The 17,714-nt window shown below is 56.8% G+C and carries 20 protein-coding genes; 13 read left to right on the forward strand and 7 right to left on the reverse strand.

What is annotated here, in order from left to right:
• Positions 1–46: 46 nt before the first annotated feature.
• A complete protein-coding gene (gene der, locus AC2FEB_RS05065; protein WP_496883893.1) occupies positions 47–1,510 on the forward strand; it encodes a ribosome biogenesis GTPase Der in 1,464 nt (487 codons plus the stop codon).
• 24 nt (positions 1,511–1,534) lie between these two features.
• Here the strand turns inward: der and AC2FEB_RS05070 are convergent, their stop codons facing one another.
• Genes AC2FEB_RS05070 through AC2FEB_RS05080 form a run of 3 tightly spaced genes read right to left on the reverse strand, consistent with a single transcriptional unit; the run spans position 1,535 to position 2,818 of the window.
• Positions 1,535–2,005, reverse strand: coding sequence for a hypothetical protein (locus AC2FEB_RS05070; RefSeq protein WP_496671465.1), 471 nt, complete (start codon positions 2,003–2,005; stop codon positions 1,535–1,537).
• Positions 1,998–2,429, reverse strand: coding sequence for a hypothetical protein (locus AC2FEB_RS05075; protein WP_496671462.1), 432 nt, complete (start codon positions 2,427–2,429; stop codon positions 1,998–2,000). Before AC2FEB_RS05075 ends, AC2FEB_RS05070 begins: the two co-directional genes overlap by 8 nt.
• Complete coding sequence (locus AC2FEB_RS05080; RefSeq protein ID WP_496671460.1) at positions 2,426–2,818, reverse strand: hypothetical protein; 393 nt, start codon at positions 2,816–2,818, stop codon at positions 2,426–2,428. Before AC2FEB_RS05080 ends, AC2FEB_RS05075 begins: the two co-directional genes overlap by 4 nt.
• Positions 2,819–3,266: 448 nt before the next feature.
• Here AC2FEB_RS05080 and AC2FEB_RS05085 point away from each other — a divergent pair, with 448 nt between their 5' ends.
• Positions 3,267–4,250, forward strand: a complete 984-nt coding sequence (locus tag AC2FEB_RS05085) for a fatty acid desaturase (RefSeq protein ID WP_496671457.1) — start codon at positions 3,267–3,269, stop codon at positions 4,248–4,250.
• A 93-nt stretch (positions 4,251–4,343) separates the two neighbouring features.
• The gene (locus tag AC2FEB_RS05090) at positions 4,344–4,964 is read left to right on the forward strand and encodes a helix-hairpin-helix domain-containing protein (RefSeq protein WP_299894152.1); all 621 of its coding nucleotides are present in this window, start codon (positions 4,344–4,346) and stop codon (positions 4,962–4,964) included.
• Positions 4,965–5,021: 57 nt separating this feature from the next.
• On the opposite strand, the gene serS is transcribed toward AC2FEB_RS05090, so the two are convergent.
• Positions 5,022–6,314, reverse strand: a complete 1,293-nt coding sequence (gene serS, locus AC2FEB_RS05095; protein WP_496883894.1) for a serine--tRNA ligase — start codon at positions 6,312–6,314, stop codon at positions 5,022–5,024.
• A gap of 72 nt (positions 6,315–6,386) precedes the next feature.
• Positions 6,387–8,051 carry a mechanosensitive ion channel family protein gene (locus tag AC2FEB_RS05100; protein ID WP_496671451.1) on the reverse strand — a complete coding sequence of 555 codons (1,665 nt, stop codon included), beginning with the start codon at positions 8,049–8,051 and terminating at the stop codon, positions 6,387–6,389.
• Positions 8,052–8,252: 201 nt separating this feature from the next.
• On the opposite strand from AC2FEB_RS05100, the gene yajC reads away from it, so the two are divergent.
• The 10 genes from yajC (at position 8,253) to AC2FEB_RS05150 (ending at position 15,249) form a co-directional block, all read left to right on the forward strand.
• Positions 8,253–8,540: a preprotein translocase subunit YajC gene (gene yajC, locus AC2FEB_RS05105; protein ID WP_117868574.1), complete on the forward strand. Its 288-nt coding sequence runs from the start codon at positions 8,253–8,255 to the stop codon at positions 8,538–8,540.
• Positions 8,541–8,573: 33 nt separating this feature from the next.
• A complete protein-coding gene (gene secD, locus AC2FEB_RS05110) occupies positions 8,574–10,235 on the forward strand; it encodes a protein translocase subunit SecD (RefSeq protein WP_496671447.1) in 1,662 nt (553 codons plus the stop codon).
• Between the two features lies 1 nt (position 10,236).
• Positions 10,237–11,205 (forward strand): protein translocase subunit SecF, encoded by a 969-nt coding sequence (secF, locus tag AC2FEB_RS05115; RefSeq protein ID WP_117868576.1) that lies wholly within the window; start codon positions 10,237–10,239, stop codon positions 11,203–11,205.
• A complete protein-coding gene (locus AC2FEB_RS05120) occupies positions 11,198–11,950 on the forward strand; it encodes a sulfite exporter TauE/SafE family protein (RefSeq protein WP_299894140.1) in 753 nt (250 codons plus the stop codon). Before secF ends, AC2FEB_RS05120 begins: the two co-directional genes overlap by 8 nt.
• 12 nt (positions 11,951–11,962) lie before the next feature.
• Entirely contained in the window at positions 11,963–12,316 is a 354-nt protein-coding gene (locus AC2FEB_RS05125; protein ID WP_496671444.1) for an Mth938-like domain-containing protein, read from the forward strand.
• A 143-nt stretch (positions 12,317–12,459) separates the two neighbouring features.
• Positions 12,460–13,074, forward strand: coding sequence for a heme ABC exporter ATP-binding protein CcmA (ccmA, locus tag AC2FEB_RS05130; RefSeq protein ID WP_496671441.1), 615 nt, complete (start codon positions 12,460–12,462; stop codon positions 13,072–13,074).
• On the forward strand, positions 13,071–13,727 hold the full coding sequence (ccmB, locus tag AC2FEB_RS05135; RefSeq protein ID WP_117868580.1) for a heme exporter protein CcmB: 657 nt from the start codon (positions 13,071–13,073) through the stop codon (positions 13,725–13,727). The genes ccmA and ccmB overlap by 4 nt, the downstream gene beginning before the upstream one ends.
• A gap of 61 nt (positions 13,728–13,788) precedes the next feature.
• The gene (locus tag AC2FEB_RS05140; RefSeq protein WP_117868581.1) at positions 13,789–14,562 is read left to right on the forward strand and encodes a heme ABC transporter permease; all 774 of its coding nucleotides are present in this window, start codon (positions 13,789–13,791) and stop codon (positions 14,560–14,562) included.
• On the forward strand, positions 14,559–14,717 hold the full coding sequence (gene ccmD / locus AC2FEB_RS05145) for a heme exporter protein CcmD (protein ID WP_205511904.1): 159 nt from the start codon (positions 14,559–14,561) through the stop codon (positions 14,715–14,717). Before AC2FEB_RS05140 ends, ccmD begins: the two co-directional genes overlap by 4 nt.
• Entirely contained in the window at positions 14,710–15,249 is a 540-nt protein-coding gene (locus AC2FEB_RS05150; protein ID WP_117868582.1) for a DsbE family thiol:disulfide interchange protein, read from the forward strand. The genes ccmD and AC2FEB_RS05150 overlap by 8 nt, the downstream gene beginning before the upstream one ends.
• A 30-nt stretch (positions 15,250–15,279) precedes the next feature.
• Here the strand turns inward: AC2FEB_RS05150 and AC2FEB_RS05155 are convergent, their stop codons facing one another.
• Both AC2FEB_RS05155 and AC2FEB_RS05160 read right to left on the reverse strand, forming a co-directional pair.
• Positions 15,280–15,981, reverse strand: a complete 702-nt coding sequence (locus AC2FEB_RS05155; protein WP_496671433.1) for an SDR family NAD(P)-dependent oxidoreductase — start codon at positions 15,979–15,981, stop codon at positions 15,280–15,282.
• A 139-nt stretch (positions 15,982–16,120) separates the two neighbouring features.
• Positions 16,121–17,623: a BCCT family transporter gene (locus tag AC2FEB_RS05160; RefSeq protein WP_496671430.1), complete on the reverse strand. Its 1,503-nt coding sequence runs from the start codon at positions 17,621–17,623 to the stop codon at positions 16,121–16,123.
• Positions 17,624–17,714: the final 91 nt, after the last annotated feature.

Here is a 17,714-nt window from a genome sequence, read left to right on the forward strand (position 1 = left end):
TAAGATGCGCTAAAGGGCGCATCTTGAGTCTTGAAAGTTGAGTATCATGTCGCTGACCCTCGCCATCGTGGGGCGCCCGAATGTGGGCAAATCCACCCTGTTCAACCGCCTTGTGGGCAAACGTCTGGCCCTGGTCGACGACCAGCCCGGCGTGACGCGTGATCTGCGCGAAGGCGAAGGGCGTCTGGGTGATCTGCGCTTTACCGTGATTGATACGGCGGGTCTCGAGGATGCGACTGATGACAGTCTTCAGGGTCGGATGCGCCGCTTGACGGAACGTGCTGTGGACATGGCTGACGTCTGCCTGTTCATGATCGACGCGCGCGTGGGTGTGACACCTACGGATGAGATGTTCGCGGAAATCCTGCGCAAACGGTCCAAGCACGTGATCCTTGCGGCCAACAAGGCCGAAGGCAATGCCGCGGATGCGGGTGTTCTGGAAGCTTACAATCTGGGTCTGGGTGAACCTGTCCGCTTGTCAGGCGAACACGGTGAGGGGATGACAGATCTGTATGCACAGCTGATGCCTCTGGCTGATGCAGCAGAAGAAAAAGAGGTCGAGGAAGCCCCGCAAACGGACATTGAGCTGGACGAAGACGGTAAGGGCGATACGCCGCTGATCACCTTTGCCAAGCCCTTGCAGGTTGCGGTGGTGGGGCGCCCGAACGCGGGCAAATCCACCTTGATCAACAAGATCATTGGCGAAGACCGTCTGTTGACGGGACCAGAGGCTGGGATCACGCGAGACGCAATCAGTTTGCGAATCGACTGGGCCGACCCGGACGGCGAAAGCACTCCGATGCGGATCTTTGACACCGCAGGGATGCGCAAGAAAGCAAAAGTACAGGAAAAGCTTGAAAAGCTTTCAGTGTCAGACGGTCTGCGCGCGGTAAAATTTGCCGAGGTCGTCGTTGTGTTGCTGGATGCCGCGATCCCATTTGAACAACAAGACCTGCGTATTGCCGATCTGGCCGAACGCGAAGGCCGGGCTGTTGTTGTCGCCGTGAACAAGTGGGATATCGAAGACAACAAGCAGGAAAAGCTGCGCGAGTTGAAAGAGTCGTTCGATCGTCTGCTGCCACAGCTGCGCGGTGCGCCGCTGATCACGGTATCTGCCAAGACGGGTCGGGGACTGGAGCGTTTACGCGCCGCGATTCTGCGCGCCCATGACGTCTGGAATCGCCGGGTGCCGACCGCTGCACTGAACCGCTGGCTGACGGCCATGCTGGAGCAACATCCGCCGCCAGCCCCACAGGGCCGACGGATCAAACTGCGCTATATGACTCAGGTCAAGACCCGACCGCCAGGGTTTGTGGTGATGTGTTCGCATCCCGACAAGATGCCTGAAAGCTATACCCGCTATCTGGTCAATGGTCTGCGTCAGGATTTCGACATGCCGGGCACTCCGATCCGCCTGACGCTGCGCGGGCAGGGGGACAAAAACCCATATAAAGGGCGGCGCAAGAAAAACGCGGGTGCGCTGGCCAAGCATCTCAAGGGGCGCGGGTAAGCTGCGCCACTTGGCTTTTGCTCTCTATGGTTGGTTCGAAACATCTTGGTTCACGAAAGCCCGGCTTGCTTCAACAGCTTCTGCAAGACCGTCCGGTGTGCCGCTGGGTTGGTCAATCGTGGAAGCCAAAGCTGTTGCCGCCGCCCCGGTCGTGAATACCGATGAGATTCGCGTGCTTCCACCAAATAGTCCTTTGCTCGCATCAGCATTATTATAGGTAAGGTCAAAGTTTGAAATCAGGTTCACAGCCTCATCTGTGGGTCGGCCGCTGGTGTTTCGGGCTTTTGGAGGTACCAGCGTCGTGACACGGCGCTGCACGCCCGCATTGACCTCAACAGGAAGTGCTTTGGCAGGATCTGAGCGCAAAGCAATATTCACGCCACTACGCTCGCCATAAACCACTGCGCGGTCTTGAACTTCTGTGCAACCCGCAAGGACTAAACCGCCGAAGCCAAGGCCGAAGAAGACAGTTTTCAGTTTGGATATCTTATTCATTACCATTGTCTCCGTTTGGAGGTTTGCCGTTTTTCTTCTTTTCGCCGCAGGACAAAACCTTTGCAGCACTTTCTTGTTTTCCTTGAGTGCCTAGCGCTCTCGCCAATTTCTCAGCGGCTTCACCAGTTGAAATGACGTCAGAATAGCTAGTCAGAAATATGCTGCTGGTTGTCATGCTGGTGCAGCCGAAGACCGACATGGCTTCGCGCTTGGTTCGCGGGTTGCCGTCGGCGTCCGTCCCACCGGGTTCGATCACTGGTACAAGTGCGGCGAAATCGCGGTCGAAGCCGATCACAACCTGGCCTTGCTGCCGATTGGCGCTGACTGCGGCATTGACGCCAACGACCGTATCATGTGCGACGTAAAGCTGGTCGCCGCAGGCGCACAGGCCGCATAACCCTAATAATGGTAATAGTCCTTTCACGTTCGCGTCTCCTTCTCACATGATGTTTCATCAAGTTGGTCAACTCTGGTCGAGGACAGGTCATCAAAATCCAGATGCAGACTTCGTGCGATCTCGGCGTCTTTCGGGATATCCAGCAAAACAGCGGCCTGATGGCGACCAAGGGTCAGACCGCTCCATCTTCGGCCAAAGGAAATCTCCAGCCCTGTCGTGTCTGTCACCGATGCCGCAAGAGTTTGGTTGTTGATCAGCGCCTGACGGCCTGTCAGCTTTGTCGGTTCATCTTCGCAGATTCCGGCAAACACCAGAATCTCGTGATAGATGCCGAAACTGAAGATTGCGGTGCCTTGCACTGTGGCGACATGTAGTCCGCGACCGCGCAACTCGTGTACAACTGCATTGTCAGTCATGATAGCCGCTGAGGATGAGGTGCCGAAAGCCTTATACGAGCACCCCGCAAGCGAGACGCAAATCAATGGCGCAAATCGCAATATAATTCTCGAAATAGTCAATCAATGGACCTTAAAAAACTGGTTCATATTCTGATTGGAAGTTTCCCTAGCGTCAACTCTGTGGGTTATGCGAATGATGCTGAAGCACTTCGAGACACGGTAAGACTGTGTTTCACAGGCGCGTCCTTCTCATGAGTGATCGCGTATTTTCTGTGTCGGTGATCCTCATGCAAGCGCGTAACTGCGCCAATTTTCAGCATTTTAGCTCTGGGGGCGTGACAGCCCGTGTTCTGCGCGTTAGCATTCAGGTGTGTGCATCTGTCTGCACATGCATGGATTGTACGCGGTCAAGCCGCACCTAGATTTTGAACAGACAATAACAGGGCCATCGTGGGGAGCCGACTGGATGGATCTGAGGGAATACACAAGACACTACGCAGTTCAGGACAACAGATTGGCTGCACTGAGCTATTTTGGCACGTTTGTGGCGTATTTCGCATCGCTGGCTTTGGCGATCGTATTCGTGGATCGCTGGTACATCATGATCCCGGCCGGGGTTGTCTTCGCTTTTTCGGCAGTACGCCTTTATGTGCTGCAACATGATTGCGGGCACCACTCCCTGTTTGAAACGCGAATGCAAAACGAATGGGCGGGGCATGGTCTGTCCCCCTTCACCTTTGCGCCGTTCGAGGTGATGAAGCAGAACCACAATCTGCACCATGCGGGCATCGGCAACCTTGAGCATCGCGAGACCGGCGAAATTCACACCATGACGTTGCGAGAATGGAATAACGCGGACTGGAAAACACGTTTGTTTTACAGGCTGTATCGCAACCCTTTCATTCTGGTTCCGGTCGGTGCCTTGTTCACATACTTCATTCGCTACCGCTGGCCCAAGAATACTGTGCGCTTCGGTGTCAAAGGTGTTTTGCTGCACAATGCTTCGATCATTGTGTTTTTGGGCCTGTTATATCTGATCGCGGGCATGACCGGTATTTGGGTCTGGTTGGTGTTTTCGTTTCTGGGCGGAATGCTGGGTGTGTTCCTTGTGTATCTGCAACACAACTTTGAAGACACCTATTGGGATCGCCGTCCTGACCTGAACCCGCAGACTGCGGCGCTACATGGGTCTTCCGCGCTGGATTTCGGTTGGTGGTTCGATACCGCCGTAGCCTGCATCACGCTACATGACATCCACCACTTCAATGCACGTATCCCCTCGTATCGGTTGCGGGCCTGCCACTATAACCTGCCGCCTGAATTCACCCCTCGTCGGATCAAATTCCCCGAGGCAGTAGCGGCTTTGAACCTCAAGCTTTGGGATGAGGATGGGAAACGCCTCGTGCCATTCCCGAAAAATGACCATACCGCTGGGCTGGCGCATAGCTGAGCCATCGGATCTGAGAAGGCAAGCGCTGAACTTGCGGATATGCATATCCAGTGTATATGCGATGAGGCAGGGCGATGGAGAAAGGACCCTTGGATGACTGTAGTGACCGACGTTAAAGGTGTGGGAGAGGCGCTGAAAAAAGCCCTTGCTGCCAATGGCTTTAAGACCGCAGAAGCGATAGCGAAGGCGTCACCCGCAGATCTGGTCAAGGTTCCTCGGGTCGGTGAGAGCCGAGCCGCCGTATTGATCGAAGCCGCAAAAGCGGCAATAGCCGCAACGCCCCCTGCGGGGAAGACTGGGGCGCGCAAGGCACCGGCACGAAAGCCGGCGGCCCAGAAGCCAACAGCTGCAAAACCAGCCGCCCGGAAGCCGGCGACACGAAAAGCCGCCCCGCGCAAGACAGTGGCTGCTGTAGCGGCCGAAAAACGGGCTGAAGAAGCTGCACGCAAGGCGGCAGAAGAACAAGCGGCGGCTGAAAAAGCCGCAGCCGCAGCCAAGAAAAAGGCCAAGGCCAAGGCGAAAGCTGAAAAAGCCTCAAAGAAACGCAAAGAAATGGAAGCAGTGTTTTCCAAGGCCAAGGATAAGGTGAAGGCAAAGTCCAAGAAGGACAAAAAATCGAAGAAGGACGGCAAGAAAAAAGACGCCAAGAAGGGCGAGAAAAAAAGTGACAAGAAGAAAAATCGCAAGAAGGGAAAGAAAAAGGCGAAGAAATAAATTCCTTCGCCCCCTCGTGCATAGTGGACCGGCGCCTGGTGGTGCCGGTTGCGTTTTTCAGGCCAGTGTGCCGTCCAGTTGCAGGGTCAGTTTGCCGCCCAGATAGGGGCTTAGGACTTCGGGCAGGGTCACGGTACCGTCCGCGTTCTGGCCGTTTTCCAGAACAGCGATCAGGCAACGCCCAACGGCCAAACCCGAACCGTTCAGCGTATGGACGTATTCCGGCTTGCCGCCACCTTCGGGACGGAACCTTGCGTTCATGCGGCGGGCCTGGAAGTCACCACAGGTCGAGACCGAGCTGATCTCGCGATAGGTGTCCTGGCCGGGCAGCCATGCCTCGATATCAAAGGTGCGGCGCGCGCCAAAGCCCATGTCACCGGTACACAAGATGACGGTGCGGTAGGGGATGCCCAGCTTTTCCAGAATGCCCTCGGCGCAGCGCAGCATGCGCTTTTGTTCTTCGTCCGATTTATCCGGATGCGTGATCGAAACCATCTCGACCTTTTCGAACTGGTGCTGCCGCAGTATCCCGCGGGTGTCTTTGCCCGCGGATCCGGCCTCGGACCGGAAGCACAGGGAATGCGCGGTGTATCGGCGGGGCAGATAACTTTCCTCGATCAAAGTGTCGTTGACGATATTGGTCAGCGACACTTCGGAGGTCGGGATCAGCCACCAGCCTTCGCGGGTCTGATAGCTGTCTTCGCCAAATTTCGGCAATTGGCCGGTGCCCTGCATCATCTCGGACAGAACCAGAACCGGGCCGTTCACTTCGGTTAGCCCGTTTTCGGTGATATGGGTATCCAGCATGAACTGCGCCAAAGCGCGATGAATCCGGGCGACACCACCGGACAGCAGCACAAATCGCGAGCCGGATAGTTTGGCTGCGGTTTCGAAATCCATGCCTTTTTGAACGGCTTCGATTTCGAAGTGTTCTTTGGGTGCGAAATCCAGTTCGCGCGGCGTACCCCAGCGGCTGACCTCGACATTGTCGTTTTCATCCGTGCCATCCGGCACGTCTTTGGCGGGCAGGTTTGCAATTCGGATCAACTGATCTGTCAGCAGGGCGTCCAGATCCTTGGCTTCGGTCTGCATACGTGCGATCTCGGCTTTTTTCTCGGCGACAAGCGCGCGCAGACGCTGGAACTCGGCCTCGTCTCCGCGACCTTTGGCAGCGCCGACTTCCTTGGACGCTTTGTTCTGTTCGGCTTGCGCCGTTTCGGCGGCCAGAATCTTGGCGCGGCGACTTTCGTCCAGCCTTAGCAAATCTGACGACACCGGCGCGTCCCCACGGCGCGCTAAAGCGGCGTCGAAAGCGGCAGGGTTTTCGCGAATGGCGCGGATGTCGTGCATGTCTCAGATCCTTGAATGCGTGAATCACTGAAACCGCTTATGCACCATCTGTCGGGCGGGGTGTAGCACCGGTTACGACTTATCAGCCTCTTCGTGGATTTCATGCGCCAGATGTCCGTCCCATTCTTCTGCCGGGATTTTTGGTTCCGGTGGATCTGCCATGTAAGACGGCGTCATGATCTGCACTTTGTTCTCGTTGAATACGGCGACAATGTTTCGATGCAGGTCCGAGCGAATTTTCGGAATGCTGCTGCCGCGGGTGGTATAGCCGTTGATCTGATAGTTGATGGCGTAGTCGGCCAGCGCTGTCCACAGCACGAAAGGTTCAGGCTTGGCCTTGATCCCCTTAGTGCGGTTGGCCGCCTCGATCAGCATTGCTTCGACCTTTTCGGGCGGCTCCTCGTATCCGATGCCAACCGTTGTGTGCAGCAGCAAACCACTGCCATCTGTTTTCTTCGAGAAATTCACGACGTCCGAATTCATCAATTGGGCGTTCGGGATCGAAATCAACTCGTTCTTGATGGATTTCAGATGCGTTTCCATGAGTTTAATCTGAACCACGTCGCCGATATGCTTACCGATCTGAATGCGGTCGCCTATTGAAGTGGAACGGCGATAGATCACAAACAGCCCCGCCAACATGTTGGATACGACCGAGTTTGCACCCAGCGACAGCATGGCGCCGACCAGAATTGTCAGACCCTGGAAGGCGGCTGAGTCTGAGCCTGGGATGTAGGGAACGGCAAAGACCAGCGCGATCAGAATGACGACAACCCGCGCGATGTTGAACGTCGGATTGACCCAGTGCTTTTCAAAATCGTCCATTTCGAACGAACCGGCTTCGACCGCGTCGAAAAATACGCGCATGCCCTTGATGATGTACAACGTGATCCATGCGATCAGGCTCAGCATAATCAGGTTCGGGATATAGCTGAGTATACCCTTGAATATCAGCAATACGGGCTCTGTCAGATATGTCAGCAGCAGTTGCGCGAAATACCGTGTTTCAGCAAAGGCCAGAAGGACGAAGGACAGGTAGTAGTAGAAGCCAAGAAAGAAGATAACCAACAGGACAAAGTTAAGCCCGTATCGGATCAGGGCGGCTATCGCTTCGGCCTGAACGCTTTTGGCTGTCGCTGTTTCAACATCCTGCAGATAACGCTTTACCAGCTTCAGAGTGCGCCGCCTGATCCGACGGTGCAGCCATAGGATAACAAGCACGAAGACGACAAAGCCAATGGTCCATCCCGCAGCTTCAATTGCACCGGATACCCGCGCCTGCTCTGTACGGTTGGAACGGTAGGCAAGGATGGCCTCTTCGATGGCCTGACCGTGGAGAAAACCGAGGACGTCCAGCTCCATCTGGTCCAGTTCGGCATCTGCAACGGTCACGATGGATACGATCTCACCGTCGGCGCGAATGCGTATGCCCAGATCGGTCTCTTCGAAGGTGATGTCGACTGTGGGGCTTTCCGAGGCTTCGGCCACCTCAACAATCTTGTTCTGAACGCTTTCGGCCCGTTCCGGCGCGGGCAGGGCGCTGGAGCCGCGCAAGAAGAACAACATGTCGCCGTCGACGATGACGGGTGCTTTGAAACCTTCGGTTTCTTCCGCATTGGGCTCGGTGATTTCAGCAGGTGTTTCCTGGGCCTTTAGCGGCACTGCCAGGCACAAGAACAAAGTCAGCAGGGAAAGCAAAAGCGTCAACGATTGGAAAGGCTTGTAACGAGTTTTCATTGTCCCCCCTGACGCCTGACTATAGCAAAATTGAGATATCTGCATAGGACATATCTGCAACGTTCAAACGGTTCTTTAGGCACCTTTGTCAGGTTGCGGCCGGTCACATGACCACCTTTGCTTGCAAACACGCATTTCAAAGCATAGGTTCCGGCCAAATTTGCGGAACGGTGCCGCAAGATCTGAACAAAGGAATATCCCATGGAAGGTGGCGCAATCGCCCAGTTTCTCCCGCTGATCCTGATCTTTGCGATCATGTATTTCCTGCTGATCCGTCCGCAGCAGAAGAAAATGAAAGAACATCAGGCCATGGTCGACGCCGTGCGTCGCGGGGATCAAGTTGTCACCCAGGGCGGGCTGATCGGCAAAGTGTCGAAGGTCAAGGAAGGCGACAACGAGATCGAAGTCGAGATCGCCGAAGGTGTTAAGGTGCGTGTGGTCAAGTCGACCATTGCTCAGGTTCTGAACAAAACCGAACCCGCGAAGTAAACTCGACTTACAATTCCTTGAAAAGGCAGGGTAATGCTGCAAATTGATACCTGGAAGCGGGTTCTGATCTTGCTAGTCTGCGTGACTGGCCTGCTCATGGCCCTGCCAAACGCGTTTTACTCGCGGGTAGAACAATCGAACGACGCCAAGGCCGCAATTGAACTGGGCGTGGATACGCCTGAGATGCAGGCCGAAGCCGGGCAATGGCCGAACTGGTTGCCCTCATCACTGGTCAATCTGGGTCTCGACCTGCGGGGCGGTGCACATCTGTTGGCCGAAGTTCAAGTGCAGGACGTCTACGAGACCCGGATGGAGGCGATGTGGCCGGAAATCCGTGACGCCTTGCGCGATGAGCGTTCAACCGTTGGAACAATCCGACGTCAGGACTCGGGCCCCGATGAGATTCGCGTGCGCATCAGCCAACCCGAGGGCATGTCGCGGGCATTGGAGGTCGTGCGCGGTCTTGCCCGTCAGGTGCAGACGCTGACCGGCGTCGGGGCCACGGATATCGAAGCACATGCCGATGGTGACACCCTTGTGGTTAAATTGTCCGAAGCAGAAAAGCTGGCCTCAGACGATCGCACAGTGCGTCAGTCGTTGGAAATCATCCGCCGCCGGATCGACGAAGTGGGCACCCGAGAGCCCACCATTCAGCGTCAGGGTGCTGATCGTATCCTGATTCAGGTGCCCGGCATCGGCAGCGCGGGCGAGTTGAAAGAGATCATCGGCACCACGGCGCAACTGACCTTTAACCCGGTTGCCGGACGCGGCACCGACCCGGATGCCGTTGCAAGCATCGGTGAGGAAATCGTGCCGTCGATTGACGAAAGCGGCGTTTACTACACCATTGAGTCCGCGCCGGTTGTTACCGGCGAGGAACTGGTCGATGCGCAGCCTGCGTTCGACCAAAACGGTCGCCCTGCGGTCAGCTTCCGGTTCAACACGTCTGGTGCGCGCAAATTCGGGGATTACACCCGCGACAATATCGGAGCCCCCTTTGCCATCGTTCTGGACGATGAGGTGATATCGGCCCCCGTGATCCAAAGCCATATTCCGGGCGGTTCGGGCATCATCACCGGCAACTTTACAGTTGAGGAAAGCACCAATTTGGCCGTCCTGCTACGAGCGGGCGCACTGCCTGCAGGTTTGGAATTCCTCGAAGAACGTACCATCGGACCCGAGTTGGGGCAGGACAGTATCGACGCGGGCAAAGTCGCCACCATCGTGGCCTTTGTCGCGGTGCTGGTATTCATGGCGCTCAGCTATGGTCTGTTCGGGATCTTCGCCAACATCGCGCTGATCATCAACGTGGGCCTGTTGTTCGGTCTGCTGTCCATGATCGGAGCAACCCTGACCCTGCCGGGTATCGCGGGGATCGTGTTGACAGTCGGTATGGCGGTGGACGCCAACGTGCTGATCTTCGAACGTATTCGCGAGGAACTGAAATCCGCCAAAGGTCCGGCCCGTGCCATTGAACTAGGCTATGAAAAGGCGTTGTCGGCCATTCTGGACGCGAACGTGACGACGTTCATCACTGCTGTGATCCTGTTTGCAATGGGCAGTGGCCCGGTGCGCGGCTTCGCAATTACTCTGGGCCTTGGCATTCTGACCTCGGTCTTCACCGCGATCTTCGTGACGCGCCTGATGGTCGTCATGTGGTTCGAACGCCGTCGTCCGAAAATGATCGAGGTTTGAAATGAGACTGAAACTCGTACCCCAGAACACCTCGTTCGATTTCTTCAACCGCTGGAAGGTCTGGCTGGGCATCTCGGCCTTGATGATGATCGTGGCGTTCACGTCCTTCATGCTTCAGGGGCTGAACTTCGGCATCGATTTCCGGGGTGGCACCACAATTCGGACGCAAAGTGCGGTTGAGATCGACGTGGGCACCTATCGTGACGCCATCGCTCCTCTGGAACTGGGCGATGTGACCATTACCGAGATTTTCGATCCGACTTTTGCGGATGACGAAAACGTTGCGATGATCCGCATTCAGGCGCAAGAAGATGCCGAGGCTGTCGAAGCTGCGACCATCACCGCCGTGGAAGAAGCGCTACAGCTGGTTGTTCCCGACATTCAGTTCGTGTCAGTGGAATCCGTCGGCCCCAAAGTCTCCGGTGAGCTGATCCAAACTGCCGTTATCGCGGTGGTGTTGGCGATCGGCGCGGTGCTTGTCTATATCTGGCTCCGGTTCGAATGGCAGTTCGCACTGGGCGCTGTGGCGGCACTGGTTCATGATGTGATCCTGACCATCGGTATATTCTCGGAACTGCAAATCCGCTTTGATCTGGCTATTATCGCGGCCCTTCTGACCATCGTCGGTTATTCGCTGAACGATACCGTGGTCGTCTTCGACCGGGTGCGAGAGAACCTGCGGAAATACAAAAAGAAAGACCTCAAAGAGGTGCTGAACATTTCGATCAACGAGACCCTCAGCCGGACCGTCATGACCTCGGTCACCACGTTGCTGGCGTTGATCTCACTTTATGTTCTGGGCGGCGATGTGATCCGCGGCTTCGTTTTCGCGATGATCTGGGGCGTGATAGTGGGCACCTATTCATCGGTCTTCGTGGCCTCGACCATCCTACTGTGGCTGGGGGTCAAGCGCGACTGGTCCAAGCCGTCGAACACGGCGGGCAACCAGTTTGCAAATATCGATGCCTGAGGCGTTGCAACAGGCCCTGTCCCTGCCGGGGCTGGGTTGGTTGGTACTTACCATCGGAGCCGCGGGACTTGTCCGCGGCTTCACTGGTTTTGGCACCGCGATGATCTTTGTGCCGGTGGCCACTCAATTTCTGCCGATTGCTGATGTCGTCTTTCTGATGGCGGCGACCGGGATCGTATCGACCTTTGCGTTGGCGCCGCAGGCGTGGCGCGAATGCGACAAGACCGAAATCAGCACGATGGGCATTGCGGCGGCTGTGACCGTACCACTGGGCCTATGGATCATGGCGCAGGTCGATACCGTCGTGTTGCGTTGGATCGCCTGCGGCATCACTGGTGTGACCCTGTTGGCGATCGTCACCGGCTGGCGCTGGCAGGGGCAACTGAGGGCAGGCGGACGACTGGCTATTGGCGGAAGCGCGGGCGTGGTCGGCGGCATGACGGGTCTGACCGGACCGGTTGTCATTGTATTCTACCTTGCGAGTTCTTCGGATGTACGCAAGATCCGCGCCAACACGATCATTTTTCTGGCGTTGCTGGATGTGGCCATCGTCTTCAGTATCCTGATCGGAGGTGCTGCGGATCTGTCGATCCTGTGGATTGTCCTGCTGCTGGGCTTGCCCTATCTGACCACAACACTGATCGGCAAGGCTCTGTTCGATCCGAAACTCGAACGGATCTATCGCGCTGCGGCTTACTCAGTCATTCTGATAGCAGTGGTGTCCGGTTTGCCGATCCTGGATTGAAGGAGGGAAGAAATGCGCCTGAACCAGGTTACCTTTACAGATGCCAAACCAGTTGATGGTTACGGCCCGGGGTTCTTCCGCATTGGCGGTGATGTGTTTGAAGGCGCAGTTCTGACGGGCCCTGCAGGACCTGCAAACTGGGGTGGGTATGCAGACGCGAAACCACTTCTGGAATTGGCTGACGAGATTGACGTCCTGTTGATTGGTACAGGCAAAGACATGGCCCACATTCCCCAATCTTTGCGCACCCGGCTGGAGAGTGCCGGAGTCGGCGTCGAAGTCATGAATTCTCCGGCTGCGTGCCGCACCTACAATGTCTTGCTCTCTGAAGGTCGCCGAATAGCGCTTGCTCTGATCCCGGTCTGACGGGATCCTTCATCGGGCTGAAAATATCCCGGGGTGTATGAGGGGCTGGCCCCTCACTCGATCCTCTCTCAACAGGGCTCTCACAACCGAACTGCGGCAAATCCCACCTTTTGCCTCTGATGACATTCCGATAAGCGGGTGTCATGAGTCTGATTATAACTGACCTGTCGATCACCCGTGGTGGCATTCCCGTCCTGGAGCATCTCAGCTTTCAGCTGCCTCCGGGCAAAGCCCTGATTCTGCGCGGCCCGAACGGGATCGGCAAAACGACCCTTCTGCGCACATTGGCCGGGTTGCAGCCGCCGCTGGACGGTGAGATCCATGGGGCAGATGACCAGATCGCATATGCGTCCCATTCAGACGGGCTGAAACCGACGCTGACAGTGACTGAAAACCTGACGTTCTGGGCTGCTGTCTTTGGCACTAACGGTATTCAAACCGCGTTGGATGCTTTCCAGCTGAATGAGTTGGCGGACCGTCACGCAGGAAACCTGTCGGCAGGTCAGAAACGGCGGCTGGGACTGGCACGAATGCTGGTCACCGGGCGGCCGATCTGGATGCTGGACGAGCCGACCGTATCGCTGGACAAAAACGCAGTGCAAATGTTCGCCGATGCGGTCCGCGCACATCTGGAGCAGGGCGGGTCGGCATTGATCGCCACCCATATCGACCTTGGTCTGGATGGCGAGGTTCTGGACGTCGGCCCGAACAAGGCCAAACCCAAACCCATTGACGATTTCGACGGAGGCTTCCTGTGATCGCCCTTTTGCTGCGCGACCTGAAACTGGCCTTCCGTGCGGGCGGTGGGTTTGGGTTGGGTCTGGCCTTTTTCCTGATCGTGACCGTAATGGTGCCGTTTGCAGTGGGGCCACAATCCTCGCTGCTGTCCACCATTTCGCCCGGTGTGCTCTGGCTGGGGGCGTTGCTGGCGTGTCTGTTGTCTCTTGACCGTCTTCTGGCGCTGGACTGGGAGGACGGATCGCTGGACCTGCTGGCCACGGCACCGCTGCCACTGGAATCTGTTGTGACCATCAAGGCGCTGGCCCACTGGCTGACCACAGGCCTGCCTTTGGTTCTGGCCGCGCCCTTTCTGGGTGTCTTGCTTAACCTGCCTGTGCCGGGCTTCTTCTGGCTTGTCACCTCGCTGCTGATCGGAACCCCGGCCATGAGCGTGATCGGCACATTCGGCGCAGCCCTGACCGTCGGCCTCAAGCGCGGCGGTTTGCTGTTGTCACTGTTGGTCTTGCCGCTCTACGTCCCCACCCTGATTTTCGGGGCCGAGGTCGCCCGGCGTGGGGCTACAGGGATGGACGTGCAGACGCCGTTGTTGATGTTGGCAGGGATCACGGCTGCGACGATCGCATTGTTGCCTTTTGCCAGCGCTGCTGTGTTACGTATCAATCTGCGGTGAACCGTCCTAGCTTTGACTGATGTCAATTGAGAAAACCTCCAACTCGGACTAGATAGGGCCCATGACAATCGCAGCCAAAGCCAACGCCCTCTGGGAATACGCCAACCCGCGCAAGTTTCTTGCGACCAGTGAACGTGTCCTGCCGTTCTTCTGGATCGTCTCGATCATCTGCATCGTCGTTGGGCTGGTCTGGGGGTTCTTCTTCACGCCGGACGACTACAAGCAAGGGTCGACGGTCAAGATCATCTATCTGCACGTACCGGCGGCGCTGATGGCGATCAATTGCTGGCTGATGATGCTGGCAACTTCTCTGGTCTGGCTGGTGCGGCGTCACCATGTCAGCGCGCTGGCGGCACGGGCGGCTGCACCGATCGGGATCGTGATGACCCTGATTGCGTTATTGACCGGGGCGATCTGGGGGCAGCCCATGTGGGGCACCTGGTGGGCCTGGGATCCGCGCCTGACCGCGTTTCTGATCCTGTTCCTGTTCTATCTTGGCTATGTCGCTTTGTGGGAAGCCATAGAGGATCCGGACACTGCGGCCGACCTGACCTCGGTTCTGTGTCTCGTAGGATCCGTGTTTGCGCTGCTCAGCCGATATGCAGTCAACTTCTGGAACCAGGGCCTGCATCAGGGCGCATCGGTCATGCGCGCGGCTGCCGTGACGGGTGCCGATACCGAAGAGAAGGTGAGTAACATCTACTTCTATCCGTTGTTGTTGTGCATCATCGGATTTGTTCTGCTGTTCATTGCGCTGGTATTGTACCGCACCGGGACTGAAATCCGCGCGCGTCGTATCAAAGCGTTGCTGGCGCGGGAAAGGGTGGGCGGATGATCCCCGATCTTGGAAAATATGCTGACGCCGTACTGTCGTCTTATGCCGTGTCCGTCGTGCTGCTTGTGGCATTGATCGTGTTCAGTGTGAAGCGAGGGCGCAAGATGCGCACTGAAATGGAAAAAATCGAACAAAGGATTTCGCGCAATGGCTAAGATATCGCCCCTGATGATCGCGCCGCCTTTGATTTTTGGCGCTTTCGCCGTGTTGGCCGGGATCGGTATGTTCCGTGAAGACCCCAACGCGTTACCCTCTGCCCGCGAAGGCCAACCGGCTCCGCCTGTGGTTCTGAGCGAGTTCCCGGAAAAGAAGCTGTTCGACGATGCCACGCTGCGGGATGGAGAAGTCAAACTGGTCAACTACTGGGCCAGCTGGTGCGCGCCATGCCGTGCCGAGCATCCCAATCTGGAAGCCCTGGCTGCCGAAGGTATCCCGGTCTATGGCATCAACTACAAAGACCAGCTGGGCAACGCCGAAGCGTTTTTGACCGAGCTGGGTGACCCATACGCCGCGATTGGCCGTGACGAGCAGGGCCGCATGGCCTTGGATTGGGGGCTCTATGGCGTGCCCGAAACCTATGTAATCGATGGTGACGGCACCATCATCTTGCGCTTTGCAGGCCCGATTACGCAGCGTGTGATTGAAAACACTCTGCGACCGGCGTTGGAAAAAGCCGCGGGTGGTTAAGGCAGATCCTAAAGCCAAGCGAAAGCGGGTCTACAGGCGATACCCTCCGGTCACGCCCAGAACCTCTCCGGTTACGAATCCCGCCGCGTCCGAGGCCAGAAACCGAACGACGCTGGCGATGTCTTCGGGTCTTCCGATCCGGCCCAGAGCCGTTTCCTTGACGAAAAGCGATGTCAGATCGTCTGGACGGGGGGCTTCGGGGATGTTGATGGCGCCCGGCGCAACCGCGTTGACACGGATGCCCTCCGGGCCAAGCTCTTTCGCCATTGCGCGTGTCCAGAGGTTCAAAGCGGCCTTGCTTGCCCCATAGGTCACGGCGTCGCGCGGTGGCAGTGTCGCGTTCATCGACGAAATGCTGACGATTGATGCGCCGCGGTTCAAATGCGGCAATGCCGCAGCCAGCAACGCGGCGGGGGCCAGCAGATTGAGGTCAAGAATGGCGTGATGGTCTTCAACCCTGAACTCTTGTTTCGGAGTGGAACGAACAAGACCCGCGTTGTTCACAATCACGTCCAGTCGCCCGAAGTCATCGATGACCTTTTCGATGATCTGGGCCGGTTGATTGTCTTTTGTAAGGTCCGACTGAATTGCCAGAACCCCGCCTTTCAGCATTTCAGAATCGGGCTGGCTGGCCAACCAGGTGAAGGCAACATGGTGATCACGGCTCAGGTCTTCGACTATTGCCTTCCCGATCCCACGGGCGCCACCGGTTATCAGTGCAACTTTTTTCATGAACTCAGTTGACCGGCAAAGCACCCAAGATTCAACGTTGATTTTTGCGCTGTCGGAATGCTGTCACTTGCGCAGCAAAATCCAGAGCATTGCCGCGATGAACGCGAAGGTTACAAGATTCATCAGCGTGTCCGTGAGATCACCGATCAGCATTGCGTTGCCCCTCCTCTCTGAGCCCACGGAACAAGCAAACCATCAGCAGGACTGAAATGAAGACAAAGGGCAATGCGCCAAGCGAAATGAGGGTTTTCACCGAGTCCACTGATCCCGAAAGGATCATCGCGACACTCAGCAGCCCAAGCAATCCCCCCCAGATCAGCCGGACGCGCGGCGGGGGATTCTCGTCCCCGCCCGTCGAGAAGGTGCCCAGAACAAATGCCGCACTTACGACGCTGGTTACAATGAACAGAAAGGCGGCCAGTACCGTGGCAAGCGTCGTAATCACAGACAGTGGAAGCCGGTCGAGCAGGACGAAGGTTACACGTTCAATGTTTGTCTGCGTATAGGACAAGAGTTCGCCAGCGCCATTGAGCGCCTCGAACAGGCCAATGCCACCAAATGCACCGAACCAGAGGATTGAAAACAGGGTGGGGGCGAACAATACTCCGATCACGAATTCCCGTATCGTGCGACCGCGAGAGATGCGGGCGACAAAGACGCCCACAAATGGGCCCCAGGCGATCCACCAGACCATGTAGGTAAGTGTCCAATCACTGAACCATCTGGTGACGTCATCGCCGAAGAACGTAAAAGTCTGAAAGCCCCTGGGAATGACGTTGGTGACATAGTCCCCGAACCCCTGAACGATGGTATTCAGAAGGTATTCAGTGGGGCCAAGGACCACCGTGTAGGCAACAAGGCCGATTGCGATCAGCATGGCGGCATTGGACAAGCGCGCCATACCTTGACCCAGGTCGATCAGGAGTGCCGGGATATAGGCCGCGACCATTGCCAGAAACACGGCGCCAATCAGAAGGGCGCCGACGGTTTCACGACCGCCCAGAACGGCGATGCCGTCTGCCACCTGAAATACGCCCATGGCCATGGAACCGCCGACACCAATGGCAATGGCGATGATCGCCATGAAATCCGAAAGCCATCCGACACGTTCAGCCCAGCGTTCGCCGGGAAACAGGCTTTTGATCGGCGCGCTGACCATCATCTCGGTGCCGCGCCGAAAACTGAAAAAGGCGATGGAAAGCGCGGTTGATCCGTATATGGCCCAAGCGTGTAAGCCCCAGTGAAAGTTCGTCGCCAGCATGGCTTGTTGCGCCGCGATGAAATCCGGTGCCATACCGTTGATAAAGTTGAAATGGGTCAACGGTTCCGCCACAGCCCAAAACAGCAGGCCGACGCCCATGCCCGCAGAAAACAACATCGAAATCCATGTAGCCGTGGAAAACTCTGGTTCCTCGTCATCCCGGCCAAGGCGAATATTGCCATAGGGTGAAAAGGCCAGAAACAGGCATCCGATCAACATGCCCGAAGCGGCGAGCATCACGAACCAGCCGCGGCTGTGGAAGGTCTGTTGGACGATGCCACTGGCCCAGGTCACCAGACTTTGAATGTCCACGACGCCCCATATTCCGATCACTGCAATTACGCTGAGCGAACACACCAGCAGGGCGTTGGGTTTCTTCATAGCGATTGGTTTCCGTTGATGACCTTGCCTAACAATTTCAGGTTTTCGAATAAATGACCAGAATACAAAAAACCCCCGGCAGATGGCCGGG

This window comes from Ruegeria sp. YTSC106, from assembly GCF_059609765.1.